The following is a 17,944-nucleotide window of genomic DNA, read 5'->3' as shown; positions in this document are numbered from 1 at the left end:
TTGACCATTTACCTTATTAATGAATTAATGGCCATCCACTAAAATTGTAGATGAACTACAAATTCTATAATACAATTTAGGCATGCGATTTTACGATTTGAATTAAATCGTTCTTTTGCAATACCCCAGACTGTCGCCATAACTGTTTCCCATTTTTAAACAATAACATGGTGGGTACTCCCCGAACTTGATATTTTGCAGCTATCGATTGGTTTTTATCTACATCTATTTTGACTATTTTGACGGCTTCGCCCATTTCGTCTTTTACTTGTTTTAAAATCGGGCCCAACATTTTACAGGGTCCACACCAATCTGCATAAAAACCTACGAGAACTGGAGTTTCTGAATCTATAATTTTAGAAAAACTGCTTTTCATTCATTTGTAATTTAAAAAATCTAAAATTACCTTAAAATGTAATTTGGCGAACTGACCAATGTCATGGTAATTGGATTTGCACTGCCCTAATTTTATGTGAAATAATAAAATTATATAGACATGCCACGAATTCTCTTACCTACTGATTTTTCCAATAACTCCAAAGAAGCAATTCGTTACGCGCTAAAGGTCTACAAAGACGTTAAAACTACTTTCTATTTGCTTCATACTTATACCCCACCCGTTTATCAGACCGAGTACCTCATTGGTAGCCCTGGCCAAATAGGGTTAGGAGATATTCTACAGGAAAGTAGTATGACTCAATTAGAAAAATTGAAAAGCGAGCTAGAGCATCAATTCCCAAACCCTAACCACACCATCATAGTTCATTCTGCCTTTAATACACTAATAAGTGAAGTCTTAGAAACGGTTACGGCTGAGAATATAGATGTAATAGTAATGGGAACAAAGGGCGTTACCAGTGCCACTGAAATTTTATTCGGCACACATACCGTTCATGTAATCAATAAAGCAAAGTGCCCCGTAATTGCCGTTCCACCAAATTTTGACTATGAAGCTCCTAAAGAAATATTATTCCCTACCGATTATGAGATTGAATATAAAAAAGGGAATATGCAGACTTTGTTGGCAATTACCACACAACATAAATCACGAATAAATGTAATGCACGTGCGAGCAGGGTATGACCTTACCAACATTCAAGAAAAGCACAAAGTAGAGCTTGAAAAATTATTAGGAAACCACGCATTGTTTCATGAACTACCAGATAACGGTATCATAGAAGCCATCAATGAATTTCAGATAAAACAAAAGATAAACCTATTGGTGATGGTAAAGAATAAACACACTTTTTTAGAACGCTTGTTTATTGAACCTATTATTAAAAAAATAGGATTACACATTACCGTTCCTTTTATGGTACTACCTCAAATTTAAAATATTATGAAGAATATACTGGTCGCTACAGATTTTTCTAACAATGCCTACTGTGCACTATTTTATGTTACAAAATTATTGGCATCACAGCCTTGTACTTTCCATTTATTGAATGTTTTCAATGAACTAACTCCTTTACAAGGAAAAAAACCAAAATTGTTTGTTAGTGAAAAACTGCTAAAAAAACTACAAATTGAATCTGAGGAAAAATTAACAAAGACAATGCATAAAATTGTATTGGACAATGATAACTCGAAACATCAGTTTCAGACCATATCAGAAAAAGGAATTCTATCTAAGATTTTGACTAAAACAATTGATAAACTGCATATAGATTTAGTTGTTATGGGCAATAAAGGCATTACCGAGGCAGCTGATATTTTCTTTGGGAGCAATACGATACAGGTAGCTAACATAATTAACAAATGTCCCATTCTTGCTATTCCTGGTGAAATGAATTTCAAGGAACCTAAAGAAATAGCTTTTGTCACTGATTTCAAGAAAGGGTGTGCAAAAAAATCAATAGAACCTTTACTATTCATAACCTCTTTATTTAAAGCTAAGATTAGAGTATTGCATATTACCGAAGAAGAAATTTTAAATACCGAACAAGAATCCAACAGAAAATTGTTGGATATCTGCCTAAAGGATGTCGACCATACTTTTCATTGGAGACAATTGTCTAAAGACAAAGCGAAGGTCATTCAAGTATTTTTAGAAAAATTGAATGTAGACCTATATTCAATGGTTAATCAAAAACATAACCTTTTTGAAAAATTGACCCGTGAGCCGGTTATAAAAGATGTAAGCATGTATTCAGAAACCCCGTTTTTAATTCTACCTGCACAAGACTGATAATTATCATTGTTAAAAAGAAAATCGACAAATACTTTTACCGGAGAAACCTAAAAAACAAAGTATGGATAAGCGAATATTAATACCTACAGATTTTTCGAAAAATGCCCTTAACGCCACAAGGTATGCCCTTGACCTATATAGTAAATTAAATTGTGAGTTTTATTTTTTAAACGTTTTTAAGTTGGATAGTTATAGTACCGACAACCTATTTATTCCTGAACCTGGTAGCGGGGAATATGAGGCAGCTAAAGCAAAATCGGAAGAAGGTTTTGTTAAACTGTTGGATATGTTAAAACTGCATCATGACAATCCGAAGCATTCGTACCATACCATTTCTACCTTTAATTTTTTATCGGATGCCCTAAAGCAGACCATCGCTGAAAAAGATATCGATTTAGTAGTCATGGGTACCCAAGGTGCTACGAAAAGCCAAGGTATCATTTTCGGTAGCAATACGGTCAACACCATGGAGAAAATAAGAGAATGCCCTGTTTTGGCCGTTCCGGAAGATGTTCGGTTTTCTTTACCCAAAGAAATCGTATTCCCTACAGATTATAAGTCCGTCTTTAAACGTAAAGAATTGGGTTATCTAGTTGAAATTTCAAAAATGCACGACACTGCAATCCGGGTATTATATATATCAAAAAATGCCGAATTGAGTGATGAACAAATGAATAACCAAAAATTACTAAGAGATATATTGGGGAACTTAAACCATAGTTTTCATACACTCTCTAAAAAAGATGTTTCAGATGGTTTAACTGGTTTTGTCGAAAGTAGGGACAGCGATATGATAGCGTTTATTAATCGTAAGCACTTTTTCTTCAGCAGCATTTTTTCTAAACCCTTGGTTAAGGAAATAGGATATGATACTACCGTTCCTATTTTAGCTTTACATTAATTATGGAAAATGATGAGGTTTAAAGGAATTTGAATTATAGAATTAAAACCTTATTGAATTTATTGATTGTCAATACAATTATAACTCTATTTCTGATTTGACTATTAAAATAATAGTTGTGAAATTTGCCGTACTAGGTGGCCCTAAATGAATTAGAACCATGTTATAATTATATATTGACCATCGCTATTAATGTATTTCTTAATCATTCAAAGTTTACTCTTTAGGCGCATTGTAGCGTAAATTAAGAAATGTATTTGCTATGTAGATAATTAGTTTACAATTAAAGGAAACATAGGATTATTACTTAAATCTTAGTTTCTGACCTATATCATTGTTTGCATTTTTATTGGCTGGTAATTTTAATAAATAGATTCCACAATAATGGAAAAAGAACATATAAGAACAAATCAAAAGAACAAGAAAGTAAAAGAACTTCATTGGAAAACACAGCAATGGAAATTCCACTTTCAAAGCATGGACGATGAACTGATTTTAGCAGATCGTCTCTTAGATAACCAAATTTTTCGACCTAAAACGCGAAATCTTTTTGAGCGCAAACAGGAATACAAAATACGTATCAAGAAAATTTAAAGCACCAAAAAAAAACTTCTTAGCGATATTTCTATTCATGAGAATAATTTAGGTGGTATGTTAGACTGCACCGATAATGAATGTAAATTAATCTTTTACCGAAACCATGACAAATTAAGAACCAAAGTAGATTCTTGTATTGAAAATTTTCAAAAACTGAAATTAGAAATTTTCAACTATACTGACGGTATTTTACATACATAACCTAAACGACAACAACATTTTCCATTAAACGTCAATAGAAACTGACCAATGTCATTTTCAATTTACATGTATTACTATAAATTAGAATCAGTATTTAAAAAAAATCCAAGAAAATGAAATATACCTATATAGATTCGTATAGTGCCGAAGATATGCATGAGCATTCTAAAAAGTGGTTTTCAGAACTTTCTTTTATTAAAGATGAGCAACGCTTTCTAATTAACTTAATTCATTCTTTTGCGATTAAACCAATAGACAAAAATGAATTTTCGAAAACAGAAGATTTCAGAAATGATATAGAAGAAAACCAAAAAAGATTAAATCCTATCATAAAACAAGTTCAAAAACATATGAACCAGCTTGAGATTATGATAGATGGTGTAAATCAATTAGAAATGGAACAAGCCTATAGGAAGACACACAAAAAACTCTTCCAAAAGGTAAACCAATTTCTTTTGGACTATAGAACTGTAAAAGAAAGAGGTTTTGCGAAATTATCGTCCATACTTAAATCAACAAAACAGAAAAAAGTTTTAGGCAACCCCAATTACCAAATTAGCACTATCAAAAAAGAAAAAATTAATTCATGAGAATATTTTCAACAATATCTCAAGAACATAATAAAGTTAGCGAAAGATTATATCAAACTTATTTTATTCACAATGACTAGAAGATGTTTAGAAAAGAACGATAATATGAAATTACTGGTTTATAGTGCAAAAGAATTTGAAATTCCTTTTTTAAAAAGCGCCAACAACAATCGATATGAGGTAACCTTTACCAAAAATGCGTTGGACAGTGAAACGGCATTACTGGCTGTTGGTTTTAATGCTATTTCCATTTTTTCTGGAGACGATGCCTCACCAATTGTACTAGAAAAACTTTGGAACTTTGGCGTTCGTTATATCACCTTACGTTCTAGTGGTTATAACAACCTTCATATAAAAACTGCAAAACGTTTTGGGTTTCATGTTGCTAATGCACCAGACTATTCACCCCATGCTATTGCCGAACATGCAACAGCCCTCTTATTGGCGTTGAATCGAAAAATTGTTTTGGCAAATACCCAGGTTCATAATTACAATTTTATACAAGATAACTTGATGGGATTTAATTTGCATGGTAAAACTGTGGGTATTGTGGGCACCGGAAGAATAGGTAGTATTATGGCCAAGATTATGCATGGTTTTGGATGTAAAATTCTGGCATACGACCAAGCACCTGATTATGACCTTATTGAGCTTTGCAATGTAACCTATACTCCACTAAACGAGTTATGTAAAGAATCTGATATCATTAGCCTTCACATACCAATGAATTATGAGAACTACTATTTTATCAATAAGGAAAAATTGTCTTTAATGAAAAATAGTACAATTATCATAAATACCTCAAGAGGTGAATTGGTAGACACAAACGCATTGATAGAAGCATTAGAAACTAAAGAGATTGGCGGATATGGTACAGATGTTTACGAAAAAGAAAAAGAAATTTTCTTTAAAAACCATTCTAAAAATGGAATAAAAGATGAACGTTTAAAAAAATTATTATCTCTTCCTAATGTATTGCTAACACCACATCAAGCTTTTATAACTAAAGAAGCTTTGACAAATATAGCGGAGATAACTTTTGAAAATTTGGTTAGTTGGTCTCAAGGCCAAATCAGTAAGAACGAATTGGGGATGGAATTAATGAACTCATAATAGTTTATGAGAGTCACTTAGAAACATTCTTTTTACTATCAAATATTGACCTGTACAAGTACTTTTTCTTGGTTGTAACGGCAGTAACCTCTGGGTCTTGAGAAATAACCGATGGGTAACATAACTAAGTGTATTCTGTATTAAATTCTGCCGATAATTGCTTTTTATTTTTATTATTTAATTGAAGAGACAAGCCATTCAAACTTTTTAAATTTAAACAAACAAGGTGAATTGATCTTACTTCAACATGGCGACAGAAAAGTTGTAAAAATGAATGCTTCTTTAGACAACCCAAAATCAGAATTTATAACGCTTTCTGATAGTTACGAGGGTCAGAAATTCAATAGTCCTAATGATGGCTTTCTTGACAAAGAAGGTAATTTGTATTTTACCGATCCACCCTATGGGCTCCCATTAAAACAAGATGATCCCAACAAGGAGTTAGATTTTCAAGGGGTTTACTGTTTGTTGAATTCTGGTAAACTAGTCTTGCTTGACAAATTCACAAAACCCAATGGAATTGGGCAATCACCTGATGGAAGTACCTTATATGTGGCTGTTTCTGATCCTTCTCATGCTGTTTGGTATCAGTATGATATTGTAAAACCGGGAAAGGTTACCAATAAGAGAATTTTTTATGATGTTACCCCATTAATTGGCAAGGAAGGCCAACAAGGATTACCTGACGGTTTAAAAATCAATAGCAAAGGATATCTATTTGCTACAGGGCCAGGTGGCATATGGATTTTTAATAGTTCTGCAAAAGCTATCGCACGGATTCACACCGGGCAATTAACCTCAAATTGTGCCTTCAGCAACGATGGAAAAAGGTTGTTCATGACGGCCGATGATTATATTTTAGCCGTTGACTTATTATAGCCTCCCCTTTTCCTACACTGTCTTTCTGATGGCAAGTACCCCTATTCCGTATGGTTTCACAATGTCCATTTTATCCAAGGATAGATTTTTGGCCGGAATCAACAAATAGGTTCAAACACCGATGACTTCCTGTATTCCCCCGTTTGTTTGCAATATGTTTACAATAAAACTTTGAGATTTTTACCTTGGAAAAGATTACTATTTTAATATAAATTCCTAAAAAATAGACACAAAATTGAACAGCCTAATACTTTAGCCATTTTGATTTATCTAAAATTGCCTCAAACTTAGGAAGTTTAAAATTTTCGAATTTCAAAGTATGCCCCTAATTTATTTGGAAAACATCAACTAAAAGTATTGCTGAAAAAACGTGATGTTATTTTAAAAAATAAGCCTACCCGCTATTTTAAATCAGGCACTGAAATTAAATATTTTATGCATGGGCAACCATTTTTCACCTGGTTTAGCGAATGGCAAAGCTTTTTGATAATTCCACATTAACACCTCCCAATCTTGAACACGATGATTTTTTGCATCCATTTCACTTTTCTTTTCAAAGGAGAACTCTTCATTTACTTCAATGATCATAAATAGTCTATTCTCAATACTGTATATTTCCATTTCCATAATTCCTGAATCCCTAATACTGTCCAAAACTTCAGGCCAAACGTTTTCGTGGTATTCTACATATTTAGCAATTAAAGAGGCATCATCTTTTAAATCAAGGGTTAAACAATGTCTTTTCATTTATCTTTATTTTAGTTAAACTATAGGTTAGTGTAAAATATTCTTGACCATTGACCAGTAAAGATTCCTAAACGGATCAATAGCTATTTCTCTTATCCCGTTTGTACATTACACATTTACTTTTCCTCTTATAGATGGTAGCTGCTTATTCCTATAAAAATATTGAATTTCAAAAACCTTTAACCCTATTCCATTGGGTGTTGGAGCAATAATTCTGCAGGTTTGTAAAATCCTTCTTTGTCTTTAGTGCTTTCCCTAACTTTTTTAACCATTTCAGGAGTGATTACGGCAGCTTTATTTCCAAAAGCATTACGCACAAATGTTAAAACAGATGCTACCTCTTGATCATTTAACATACCGCCAAAGGGGGTCATTGGCACTTGACCAGGATAGGACTTCCCCATTAAATCCATAGGTCCCATTAGCCCATGCAATGTCAATTTGATTAGCCTTTCTTCACTACCTGTTACCCATGGTGATTTTGCCAAAGGTGGAAATTGAGAAGCGCTCAATCCATTACCATCGGGCTGATGGCAGGTTACGCAAAAGCCTTCACGGTTGTAGATTTGTTCACCATTATCAAACAATTTTTTCGAGGTACCTTCCAAATCAGTTTTTGTACTACCTTCAGGATCCTGTCCGAAATTCACATCCTGTAAATGGGCCAATGCAGCTTCAAATGGTTTTTCCATCCAACTGTCTAATGGCATATCTCCCGCGACCTCTAAAATGGGCAAACCTTTTTCCTTTCCAAGCCAGGAAGCGGCTACAAATGCCTCTAGCCGTACCCGTGGATTTTCATCCCCAGCAGCGGTCATTAGCAAATCTGCTTGGTCGTTAATTTGATGACCAGAATACCGTAAGACTTTAACAGCTGCGGCACGTGCCCTAAAGTCCTTAGCTTTTAAAAGTTGACTTAACAAATTGGCATCTACCCTATCCAGACCCCAAGTCACCCAAAGGCCTTCTAAAAGATGGTGTTCATATTCTGGATCATTCTTATCCAAAGATTTGACCCATTCCCCAAGCTTTGATAATACGGTTTCAGAATCTCTAGCACGTAATTCTCTTTTGGTTCGATACCTGGTCCTAAATTCGGGAAGTTTCAAATTATCCAGCAATTCTTCTATACTTGCATCAACTACTTTCGCAGGCTCAACCAAAGGTCGTGACGGGTACGTGATTCTATATATTCTACCATGTACATGGTCACGTAAAGGATCTCTAGCATTGTGCTGCATATGACCAACCAAAACATTATGCCAATCAATTAAATATAACGAACCGTCAGGAGCAAATTCCATATCCACAGGCCTAAAATTAGTATCCGTTGAAGTAACCAAATCTAGTCGATGTTTGCTTACATAACCTGAACTATTAGGGTCATCGGCCATGGTATGTTGTTTTGTACCCAAAAAACCAATGGTGTTATTTATAATTAGATCCCCTTGAACTTCATCGGGAAAATGACGACTTGAAATAAATTCTAGTCCCGAGGTGGGTCTTACACGATGTTCTTCCTGTATCAAATTCTTAGGTAACGGGTTAGCTTGCCCATAACGAGATTTAATAGTTCCTGGTGTCATCCAAGTCATGTCAGGACCAGAGGTATGAGCAAAAAAAGGTTGGCCCCAATCATCAAAAGCGATACCCCATGGATTGGGAATAGGAAGTTGCGCGGTTCGTTCCAAATAATGCCTTTGAGGACTATAGCGATAAAAACCTCCATTGGTGGTGCGAACAGGGCCATAGGCAGTTTCTACATTGGTATGTAAAAAAACACCTTCACCCATGTAAATTGCGCCAGAGGGATCGGCAGCAAAAGCGCCCGCCGTATGGTGGGTATCGTGGTCATCAAACCCACTTAAGATAATTTCCCTTTCATCGGCTTTGTCATCTCCATCAGTATCCTTTAGCAATACAAGATTGGTTCCTTGGGAAACATAAACGCCCTCAGGAGCAAATTCAAAGCCAATGGTTAAATTCAAATTATCAACAAAAGTGGTTTGCTTATCTGCCTTACCATCCTTGTCCGTATCCTCCAATATAATCAGTTTATCTTGGGGTTTACTATCGCCAGGTTTGTAATGGGGATAAGATGGCATCACTCCCACCCATAGCCTTCCTTCATTATCAAAAGAGAGTTGGTTTGGATTCGCCAAATCAGGAAATTCCTCTTCCGAAGCAAAAAGTTCTATTTTATATCCCGGAGCAACCTTGATTTCATCTAATGCCTCTTGGCCATATTTATACCCTTCTTCTACATTGCCCATTCCAGGGTCATAGTTTGATTTTACAGTGGGAAGCTTGGTTGTTCTAGCATCTGCCGCAGCCAGATCAAAACGTTTACCTTGAGCCGTTTCCCAAATAGCCGTATCACGAATGGCGGTCATTTGATTTATTTTTTCTTTCTCAAAAGGATAGTTGTCCGGGCCAAAAGGATCATAACGCCGACCCCAAGCATGGACTCCATTGGGAAGTTTTATTTCGTTATGCCAAAACCAGTTTTTTTCCATAACAGCATCGTGCACTAGGTCCCGGGAAACTTTGCTCGAAATAGATACTTTTCCGAAAATTTCATCAGCTAGAAGGTTAGCAAATTCTCTATATCCCAAATCATTCAACTGAAACCCATCTGCAGTAATGGGGTTTTCTGGATTCATCCATTTTTTACTGGGGGTAAAGGTGTCTATAAACGGGACGTTATTTTTAATTGCAACCTCGCGAATGGCTTCTGTGTACAATTTAAGATTTTTGTTTTCTTCAATACCATTCGGTAAATCCATTTTCGAGGATAGATCTTCAAAAGCTATGGGCGAAACCAAAACCAAATCGGAACCTCCATTTTCATTGTACTTTTGTTTCTGCGAATGTTCTATAAATGCCTCAAGTTCATTCTTAAAGTTTTCCAATCCCGCCTCTCCTTCAAATGATTCATTATACCCAAAGAATGCAAGAATAACATCCGCTTTTAAATTTACCAACCATTCATCTTCCGTTGGAAAAAAGCCAATGCTTCCTGATTTATTTCCAAGTTCATTTTGATGGAATTTCTCCGCACCTGGAAAGGCCCAAGGTGACTTTCTAGAGGAATGTGGTCTAAACCCAGGGGTATTACCCGGGTCGGCCATATTGCGGATGAACAAGGAACTATCTGGATAACGCAAATGCATCTCGGTCTCAAAATGTCCAAAATTCAGCATTCGCGATGCTAAATTATTTCCTATAAGGACAATATGATCATTCTTATGCAGTTGAACCACACCCTTTTTCTTTTCGCTACACGCTGTAAACAGTATGGTCAGCAAAAGTAATGCTCCGATATTTCCTTTCATTTTTCTTCTAATTTTATGCATAATTTCTAATTGCTTAAATTAACATGAATCCCTTTTTCTGCGGATAGTTCACAGGCTTCTATAATCTTTTGACAAGTAATGGCATCCTGCAAACTAGAAAGAGGCCTTTCTCCTAAGCGCACCACACGATTTATAAAATAGGTAGCTGTATTTTTTATAGATTCAGGATAATTCTCATAGGTTTGCGAGTGCGCACCATTTCTATGGTTAATAACAAAATCCCTATAACTGTACCGGGTACTGCCATTAGTGCCGATTACCTTTATAATGCAGGTCCAAGGATCACCAGAATGGTCATCGTTCGCAAAACTTGCGCAAAGATGACTTAACGAACCATTTTGCATTTGAATATTTGCCATGGCCACGTTTTCCTGTGGAGCAATCCTATCATCCACCGTGTTTTTAAAGCAACTAACCATTTTCGGTTCTCCTGCAAGATACAACATCGTATAGCTGTGATGAGTCAATATTTGCCGAATAACTCCTGGATATCGTGCACGTATTTCATCGGCATGATGAATATTATACATCATATAAAACTGTACAATGTCCCCAAGTTTACCATCTACTATCATTGACTTGGCACGTTCAATTCCTGGTTCGTAAATATAATTGTGTACGGGCATACATTGCACTCCCGCATTTTGAATAGCCGCTTGCATTTGCTCCAATTGGGCACTATTGGAGGCAGCCGGTTTTTCTACTAAAACATGTTTTCCCGCTTTTGCGGCCTGTATGGTATATTCACAATGTGTTTCCATATTGGTCAATACAAAAACAGCATCAATATCAGCATCAGCGAGTAGTTCTTTGACCGAACCATAGGTCCTACAACCAAATTGCTCGGCTTTGGATTTGGCCTTTTCCGGTGTACGATTCCATAGCCCTATCAACTTAGCTCCTTTCAAATCATGTATTGCCTCTGCATGTAAATTGGCAATATCCCCTGCTCCTATGAATCCAATTCCTATAGTTTTCATGATGCTGGTTTTGAATATTCAAGCGTTCCTTTTTCCGCCATGTTCTTGAATTCTAAAATAGACTTTCGAATTCCTTGAGAAATATCGGTACGTGGTAAATCTTTAAAAGTTCCCGCTATTTTGCAATGGTCCAAATCGCATATGAACAGATTAGGCGGTGCATTTTCCATAATGGAAAGGTCAACAAAATCTCCCATACCCAATGCCGTAGCCTCCTGTTTTATCAATTCTAAAAATGAGTTTATCGGAATAGTTTCACCCTGAATGTTAAAAGCCCCGAAACCCTTATAAGATTGTAAGGTTACGGCGGCGAATTGATCCCCTACGTCTTCAACAAAATGATAGTTTTCCCTACCTTGATAAGGCATTTCAAAAGCTATTGACTTTCCTTTAAAAGCACCCATAGCTATTGCTTTTAAGGCATTGGTTGGTGCCGATGTTTTTCCCTTATCCCTTCCCTTACCATAGGTTGTATTGATTCGTAAGCAAATGGTTGGCACATGGGTATTGTCATAAAACAGGCGTGCCAAGTGTTCCCCTGCCAATTTCCATATTCCATAATGGTTAGGCGGAGCTAATGGAACATCTTCAGGGATGATTTCTTGTGAATATAATGACCGCATTCCATATACCGCTGCGGAACTGGCAAATACAAAACGCTGTAAATTTTGAAGTTTTTCTGCAGCATCAAAAAGTGCCATCGTTCCTCCTATATTGATTTCCATCCCACCGATATGGTCACGTGAACAATCAGGGCTCTGATAGGCGCCCAAATGAATAATATGCGTTGGATTGACCTCAAGCAAAACGCGCTCAATTTCAGCATAGTTAGAAACATCTAAGGTTACAAATTCCAGTCTGGCATCCAAATCTTCCCCTAACCACAATTTTAATGGATCTATCTGGTTTGAGCGAGAAGCGATAACTATTCTATCCACTTCCTTAGACTGTAATAATTTGTAAACGGTAACGGAACCTATACATCCTGTCCCTCCAGTTATGAAAATTTTATGCATTATTTCTTATTGTTAGGAAAACTTCCATTTAATTCATTTTTACAACTGCCTTCATATTTTGTGCCTTTATAGAATCTTCAAATGCTTTGGTCACATTTTTAAAATCATATAAATCCGTATAGTGTTCCGTTGGAAAGACACCTGTGACCATCAATTTCATTGCGGACATATAATCTGCTCTGCAAGAGCCCATAGAACCCCTAATACTTAAGGAAGTTCTAGTCACATGTGTAGCATTTATGGACACGTCATTTCCATACGTGGCAATCACACAAATAGCACCTTCAGGACGGACCACTCCAATGGCTTCTGTCAGTACCGCAGGAACGCCTGAACATTCAATCAATAAATCTATTTTTCCATTGGTCCCAAAGGGAACGCCATTTTCATCGGTGATTCCATTTTGTAATTGGGAAATCAAAGAGTTTTCTGGGGAAACTTCCACCGTAATAAATCCTCTTTCCCTTGCTTTTTTTAGACGGATATCACGGTCCTGTGCAAGTCCGGTGACGGCAACTCTTGCCCCGGCGGACCTTGCCACTTCCGCAGACATCAAACCAATGATTCCGCAACCTGTGATGACCACGTCTTGACCTGGTTTGATATCGCATTTATTAAAAAGGGCATTAGTGATAATCGACAATGGCTCTACAAGAGCACCTTGGGCAGGAGTTAACCCCTTCATTAATGGAACCACACGGTCAGATTCAAGAACAACCCGCTGGCCAAAACCACCATTGCGATGAAAGCCAATAATTTTCTTTTGAGGACAAAGATTCCATTTGGCAACACTACATTCCGGACATTCTTCGTCTTGACAACCCAACATTGCAAGAGGCGTAAAGATATCTCCCACTTTTAGTTCACCATGATCCCCGGGTCCCAATTCTAAAACCTCTGCGCTAAATTCATGCCCGATTATCCTTGGGCGTTCTACCCAATCAAAATTCGATTTACCAATAGCCGCACTGTTATCAGAACCACAGATCCCTGTATACAATGTCTTAGCCAGGATTTCACCTTCTTTCAATTCAGGTAGTTCCATATTGACCACAGCCGTGTTTCTAGTGACATTATCAGAATTTGGATAGATTTTTTCTCTACCTTGAAGGCAAAAGCCTTTTATTGTTTCACTCATTTTTTTTGTTTCTTTACAGTTGTTCTCTACGCATTGGCATTGGCATTGGCAGTGGTAGTGGTAGTGGTAGTGGTAGTGGTAGTGGCAGCTTAATGGTTTAAAAACTGTTTACTAAGACTATTCAATTCTATTATAGTCCTGTATCTTTCCAGCTTTTCGAATTCGCCGAGTCAATGACCGCTTCGCATACCTTTTGTGTCATAAGGGCATTTTCAAACGTAGGTTCGCAGGGCTCGCCAGTTTCTAAACTTTTCAGAAAATCGGCAACTTGATGAACAAATGAATGCTCATAGCCTATAGATGTTCCAGGAATCCACCAACGATCCATATAAGGCTGGTCAGCATCGGTTACCAATATTCTTTTCCAGCCGCGGGTAACGGCATTGTCTTCATGGTCGTACATTTCTACGTAGTTCATTTCATGAAGATCCCATCTTAGCGACGCATGCTCACCGTTAATTTCTAACGTGTATAATGCTTTATGTCCCCTAGCATAGCGCGTAGCCTCGAATAGCCCCAATGACCCGTTCTCAAAATGGCAATGGAAAATACAGGCATCGTCTATACCCACTTTCTTAACTTCTCCGGTATCTTGATGAACCCGCTCTTTTATAAAAGTTTCGGTCACTGCCGAAACATCTTTAATTGGGCCGTTCAACCACATGGCACCATCGATACAATGTGCTAAGAGATCACCAGTAACCCCCGATCCGGCAGCATCTATATCTAATCGCCAAAGTGCTTCCCCACCCTGAGGCAATTCCGGATTAATGGTCCAATCTTGCAAAAAGTTAGATCGGTAATGGAATATCTTTCCAAGTTTACCTGAATCGACGATTTGTTTTATTAAAGTGACCGCTGGAATACGACGGTAATTATAAAATACGGTGTTGGGCACACCTGATTTTTTTATGGCGTCTACCATAGGTTTGGCCTCAGCGACAGAACGTGCCAAAGGCTTCTCACAAAGTACCATTTTACCTGCCTCTGCTGCGGCAATTGCAATATTTGCATGCATATGGTTAGGCGTACAGATGTCAACTGCATCAACGTCTTCTCTAGCAATAACGGCTTTCCAGTCCGTTTCGTAGGATTCGTAGCCCCATTGTTCCGCAAATGCCTTCACTTTTTCTTCAGTTCGTGCACAAACTGTTTTTAAAATGGGACGATATTCCAACTCAGGGAAAAAATCACCTATTCGCTTATATCCATTAGTGTGCGTCCTGGCCATTAGACCCGTACCGATCATTGCGACTCGTAGTTCTTTTTTATTTGCCATTTTCCTTTTTTTTAATCTAAAATTGAATTCTAAAATTATAATAAGGGCCTTAAAACTTCTTCGATATAAATACCATCTTTTGCAGTTACGGCATCTGGATCGGTTATAGCTTCGTCAGCCTCATCCTCAACGATAATCCAACCTTTAAAACCACTATCATTAAGGTAGGTGGTAATGCCTTTAAAATCTATTATGCCGGCACCCATTGGAGCCCAACCCCCATCCTCGAACATATCTTTATAGTGTACGCAGTTCACGATATCACGATATTCCTTGATAACTTCTAAGGGGTTCATTCCCCCTTTTGCGATGTGTCCCACATCGGGAGTATACTTTATAACGCTACTATCTAGACCATTGAGTAAAATTTTATAATCTTCATGGGTTCTGTAAATGGACCCCATTGGCGAATTGGGATGATACGAACAAACAATACCTTTATCCGCAGCTCTTTTCGCTATTTCATTGACACAGGTCAACAAGTTTTGTTGACGCTCGTGCAAATGTTCGCGGTCTTTCCCTGGCATTTGTACCAATAAAAGAATAGCCTCGGGAAAATGCTTCATAAAATCTATCCATTTATCCACATTTCGTTTTTCCGCATCGGTCTCTTTCGGATTTCTCCAATCTTCAACATGGCACAAAACTGATAGTTCAATATTATTGCGCTGCAGGGCCTCCTTAAATACACCCGGATCTTCGAAACCATTCATGAATCCGGTATCCGGTTCAATACTCTTAAAACCTGATCTGGACATGACCCCAAGTATGTGTTCCAACTTATTTTTATAAGCATCGCCTGACATGGCCCAAGTATAGGTTTCGCAGCCAATTCTTATTTTTTCCATTTTTCAAGTCTATTTTAATACGAAAGCATTATGAAATCAATAATTTTTATTGAGCCAATCCAATACCCTTGGGTTAAAATCTTCCAAATGTTCCCAATGAAAGGCATGACCCGCATTATCATACAAATGCAAATCACAATTGGGAATACCGTTGTGGACTTCCCGCGCCATCCATTCGGGTATAAACTGATCTTGTTTACCACCGATCACCAAACTTGGAGATTCGATCCGTGGTAATTGATCCACCACATTATGAGAAATACAAGCATAGGCCTGACCTTCAAGTCCATGTAATGGTTGCGGCATCGCTTCAAAGGCCGCCCCATTTTGTCCTTCCAACAAACCATCATATTCCGTATCATTATCCCAAGTAGACTTGTGAAAAATGAGCAATTGTATAAAATTGGCAAACTGCTCTGGTCGTAGGTGCGCCTTGGCATGCATCATATGTTTAAAAATAGCCTCTCCTTTACGGTCACAGCTTGCCCATGGGCACATAAGCACCATCGCCTCCACTTTTTCAGGGTGCTTAATGGCCAATTGCAAAGCTATGGCACCCCCCATAGATACTCCTACAATTGCTGCACTCGAAACTTGTAACGCATCCAGAAGTGCTGCGCTATCATCAGCCATTTGGGCCGTAGTATAGGGCCCCTCAGGTTTATCGGATGCACCTACTCCCCTATTATCGAATAAAATACATCGGAAGTGTTTCTCCCAGAAAGAAACGTGGTTTTCCCAAACGGAACATGTGGCGGTAATGCCCATTATTAACAACAGGGGTTGACCCGTACCTCGTTCCTCGTAATATAATTGTATTCCGTTTGCATTGACAAAAGACATAGGTATAATTTATTAGTAAAATTCAATCCATTTAGCTCCACCCATGCAGGTTCCGAACTTCAACTAATTTGGCTAGAATATCATTCCAAGTTTGCTGCTTCAACATGACCTCATTATCAAACATGCAGCCATCCCAACAGATATGTTCAAAAGCCTTGGTCAAATTTCCATTTTGATCACGTAACCAATAGCCAGCGTCTTTAGCAACGTCCAATTTTCCATTGGGATCTGTTGCCAAACAATGGCGGCCCGTTTTATCATGTGATCCGGTACCGTGTACCGTACCATCGTTTTGAGCTACATGAAAATCAATTGTCCATGGTCGTAATGCATCTGTCACCGTTTTGAGACCGGCTTCTAAAACACTTCTATCAGACCAATCATAGTCTTTTGGAAGTATACGATGCTCTGGTGCATTGTAGCCCAGTAAATATAATAAGGTATGTGACATATCGGCTTGGAAACCAATGTTCGGCCGGTCAACCGCCTCTAATGTTTCGACCATGGTTTTCCAACTATGCATACCGCCCCAACAGATTTCCCCTTCCGCGGCCAGTTTTTCATCATAATCATTGGCCACATCACAAGCTGCCCGAAAGGTCTGGGCGATCAGTTTAGTATTGTTTACAGGATCTTTAGACCATTCTTCTGGACTTGAAGCAGAATCAATACGGATAACACCGTACTGACGAACTCCGTGTTCGCGTAAAATTTTACCAAAATGACAAGCCTTGCGTACCATTTCCACAAAGGTCTTACGGTCATCATCGGAACCCAAGGTGGGACCTCCCCAAATGGGAGCAACTAAACTACCGACGTTTAAACCGTAACCCGCTATTTTATCAGCAAGCCGTTTTATTTCATCATCTGAACTATCAATATTTATATGAGGATCTAATAGTCCCAAATCTACCCCATCAAATTTATTACCATTAACTTCAGCAGCAGCAGTCATCTCGAGCATTTTGTCAAAAGAAATAGGTGGCTCCGAATCAGGTCCTTTACCCACCACCCCAGGCCATGTGGCATTGTGTAATTTTGGAAAGTTATTTTTTTGCATAACTTAAATTTTAACGATTGGTTTTTTTAAAGATATTCTTGCTACTATGAAATAAGGTTGTGTTTTACCCTCACCCTATACTAACAAATATAAGCTTAGATAAAATTTTGATTTTCCTGTATTTTATTAAATAGCAGTACTTTTTTGCCTTAAATTAGTGATTATTTAAAATAATAAGAAATATTTAGGTAATATTCAAAATAGT

General features: G+C 37.6%; 17 protein-coding genes. 7 read left to right on the top strand and 10 right to left on the bottom strand.

Going from position 1 to position 17,944, the window contains the following annotated elements; translation table 11 throughout:
* Positions 1-76 precede the first annotated feature (76 nt).
* Entirely contained in the window at positions 77-376 is a 300-nt protein-coding gene (gene trxA / locus B5X55_RS01445; protein WP_079510659.1) for a thioredoxin, read from the bottom strand.
* 120 nt (positions 377-496) lie between these two features.
* Here trxA and B5X55_RS01440 point away from each other — a divergent pair, with 120 nt between their 5' ends.
* From B5X55_RS01440 to B5X55_RS01410, 7 genes are all read left to right on the top strand, one after another.
* The gene (locus B5X55_RS01440) at positions 497-1,333 is read left to right on the top strand and encodes a universal stress protein (RefSeq protein ID WP_079510657.1); all 837 of its coding nucleotides are present in this window, start codon (positions 497-499) and stop codon (positions 1,331-1,333) included.
* A gap of 6 nt (positions 1,334-1,339) precedes the next feature.
* Positions 1,340-2,188, top strand: a complete 849-nt coding sequence (locus tag B5X55_RS01435; protein WP_079510655.1) for a universal stress protein — start codon at positions 1,340-1,342, stop codon at positions 2,186-2,188.
* 64 nt (positions 2,189-2,252) lie between these two features.
* Positions 2,253-3,092, top strand: coding sequence for a universal stress protein (locus B5X55_RS01430; RefSeq protein WP_079510653.1), 840 nt, complete (start codon positions 2,253-2,255; stop codon positions 3,090-3,092).
* 384 nt (positions 3,093-3,476) lie between these two features.
* The gene (locus B5X55_RS01425; RefSeq protein WP_079510651.1) at positions 3,477-3,686 is read left to right on the top strand and encodes a hypothetical protein; all 210 of its coding nucleotides are present in this window, start codon (positions 3,477-3,479) and stop codon (positions 3,684-3,686) included.
* 317 nt (positions 3,687-4,003) lie between these two features.
* Positions 4,004-4,480, top strand: coding sequence for a hypothetical protein (locus B5X55_RS01420; protein WP_079510649.1), 477 nt, complete (start codon positions 4,004-4,006; stop codon positions 4,478-4,480).
* A 105-nt stretch (positions 4,481-4,585) separates the two neighbouring features.
* Complete coding sequence (locus B5X55_RS01415; RefSeq protein ID WP_079511082.1) at positions 4,586-5,593, top strand: 2-hydroxyacid dehydrogenase; 1,008 nt, start codon at positions 4,586-4,588, stop codon at positions 5,591-5,593.
* A 144-nt stretch (positions 5,594-5,737) separates the two neighbouring features.
* Entirely contained in the window at positions 5,738-6,472 is a 735-nt protein-coding gene (locus tag B5X55_RS01410) for an SMP-30/gluconolactonase/LRE family protein (protein ID WP_079510647.1), read from the top strand.
* A gap of 411 nt (positions 6,473-6,883) precedes the next feature.
* Here the strand turns inward: B5X55_RS01410 and B5X55_RS01405 are convergent, their stop codons facing one another.
* The 9 genes from B5X55_RS01405 to B5X55_RS01365 all read right to left on the bottom strand — a co-directional run bounded on the left by B5X55_RS01405 (position 6,884) and on the right by B5X55_RS01365 (position 17,739).
* Positions 6,884-7,219 carry an L-rhamnose mutarotase gene (locus tag B5X55_RS01405; RefSeq protein WP_079510645.1) on the bottom strand — a complete coding sequence of 112 codons (336 nt, stop codon included), beginning with the start codon at positions 7,217-7,219 and terminating at the stop codon, positions 6,884-6,886.
* Positions 7,220-7,404: 185 nt separating this feature from the next.
* The gene (locus B5X55_RS01400) at positions 7,405-10,554 is read right to left on the bottom strand and encodes a PVC-type heme-binding CxxCH protein (RefSeq protein WP_200811575.1); all 3,150 of its coding nucleotides are present in this window, start codon (positions 10,552-10,554) and stop codon (positions 7,405-7,407) included.
* Positions 10,555-10,580: 26 nt separating this feature from the next.
* Complete coding sequence (locus tag B5X55_RS01395; RefSeq protein WP_079510641.1) at positions 10,581-11,555, bottom strand: Gfo/Idh/MocA family protein; 975 nt, start codon at positions 11,553-11,555, stop codon at positions 10,581-10,583.
* Positions 11,552-12,571, bottom strand: coding sequence for an NAD-dependent epimerase/dehydratase family protein (locus B5X55_RS01390; protein WP_079510639.1), 1,020 nt, complete (start codon positions 12,569-12,571; stop codon positions 11,552-11,554). Before B5X55_RS01390 ends, B5X55_RS01395 begins: the two co-directional genes overlap by 4 nt.
* 28 nt (positions 12,572-12,599) lie before the next feature.
* Complete coding sequence (locus B5X55_RS01385; protein WP_079510637.1) at positions 12,600-13,709, bottom strand: zinc-dependent alcohol dehydrogenase; 1,110 nt, start codon at positions 13,707-13,709, stop codon at positions 12,600-12,602.
* Positions 13,710-13,839: 130 nt separating this feature from the next.
* Entirely contained in the window at positions 13,840-14,988 is a 1,149-nt protein-coding gene (locus B5X55_RS01380; RefSeq protein ID WP_079510635.1) for a Gfo/Idh/MocA family protein, read from the bottom strand.
* A 35-nt stretch (positions 14,989-15,023) separates the two neighbouring features.
* The gene (locus B5X55_RS01375) at positions 15,024-15,836 is read right to left on the bottom strand and encodes a sugar phosphate isomerase/epimerase family protein (RefSeq protein WP_079510633.1); all 813 of its coding nucleotides are present in this window, start codon (positions 15,834-15,836) and stop codon (positions 15,024-15,026) included.
* 36 nt (positions 15,837-15,872) lie between these two features.
* Positions 15,873-16,679 carry an alpha/beta fold hydrolase gene (locus B5X55_RS01370; protein ID WP_079510631.1) on the bottom strand — a complete coding sequence of 269 codons (807 nt, stop codon included), beginning with the start codon at positions 16,677-16,679 and terminating at the stop codon, positions 15,873-15,875.
* 31 nt (positions 16,680-16,710) lie between these two features.
* Positions 16,711-17,739 (bottom strand): sugar phosphate isomerase/epimerase family protein, encoded by a 1,029-nt coding sequence (locus B5X55_RS01365; RefSeq protein ID WP_079510629.1) that lies wholly within the window; start codon positions 17,737-17,739, stop codon positions 16,711-16,713.
* Between the last annotated feature and the right edge of the window lie 205 nt (positions 17,740-17,944).

The sequence above is a fragment of the Maribacter arcticus genome, from assembly GCF_900167935.1.
Taxonomy (GTDB): domain Bacteria; phylum Bacteroidota; class Bacteroidia; order Flavobacteriales; family Flavobacteriaceae; genus Maribacter; species Maribacter arcticus.
Note: the sequence above shows the minus strand (reverse complement) of the source record. Positions and strands in the feature narration are given on the sequence as shown.

Coding starts and splice junctions, on each gene's coding strand:
- B5X55_RS01425 (WP_079510651.1), top strand. CDS start 3,477: ATGGAAAAAGAACATATAAGAACAAATCAAAAGAACAAGAAAGTAAAA.
- B5X55_RS01400 (WP_200811575.1), bottom strand. CDS start 10,554: ATGAAAGGAAATATCGGAGCATTACTTTTGCTGACCATACTGTTTACA.
- B5X55_RS01435 (WP_079510655.1), top strand. CDS start 1,340: ATGAAGAATATACTGGTCGCTACAGATTTTTCTAACAATGCCTACTGT.
- B5X55_RS01415 (WP_079511082.1), top strand. CDS start 4,586: ATGAAATTACTGGTTTATAGTGCAAAAGAATTTGAAATTCCTTTTTTA.
- trxA (WP_079510659.1), bottom strand. CDS start 376: ATGAAAAGCAGTTTTTCTAAAATTATAGATTCAGAAACTCCAGTTCTC.
- B5X55_RS01405 (WP_079510645.1), bottom strand. CDS start 7,219: ATGAAAAGACATTGTTTAACCCTTGATTTAAAAGATGATGCCTCTTTA.
- B5X55_RS01375 (WP_079510633.1), bottom strand. CDS start 15,836: ATGGAAAAAATAAGAATTGGCTGCGAAACCTATACTTGGGCCATGTCA.
- B5X55_RS01390 (WP_079510639.1), bottom strand. CDS start 12,571: ATGCATAAAATTTTCATAACTGGAGGGACAGGATGTATAGGTTCCGTT.
- B5X55_RS01420 (WP_079510649.1), top strand. CDS start 4,004: ATGAAATATACCTATATAGATTCGTATAGTGCCGAAGATATGCATGAG.
- B5X55_RS01365 (WP_079510629.1), bottom strand. CDS start 17,739: ATGCAAAAAAATAACTTTCCAAAATTACACAATGCCACATGGCCTGGG.
- B5X55_RS01395 (WP_079510641.1), bottom strand. CDS start 11,555: ATGAAAACTATAGGAATTGGATTCATAGGAGCAGGGGATATTGCCAAT.
- B5X55_RS01430 (WP_079510653.1), top strand. CDS start 2,253: ATGGATAAGCGAATATTAATACCTACAGATTTTTCGAAAAATGCCCTT.
- B5X55_RS01380 (WP_079510635.1), bottom strand. CDS start 14,988: ATGGCAAATAAAAAAGAACTACGAGTCGCAATGATCGGTACGGGTCTA.
- B5X55_RS01385 (WP_079510637.1), bottom strand. CDS start 13,709: ATGAGTGAAACAATAAAAGGCTTTTGCCTTCAAGGTAGAGAAAAAATC.
- B5X55_RS01440 (WP_079510657.1), top strand. CDS start 497: ATGCCACGAATTCTCTTACCTACTGATTTTTCCAATAACTCCAAAGAA.
- B5X55_RS01370 (WP_079510631.1), bottom strand. CDS start 16,679: ATGTCTTTTGTCAATGCAAACGGAATACAATTATATTACGAGGAACGA.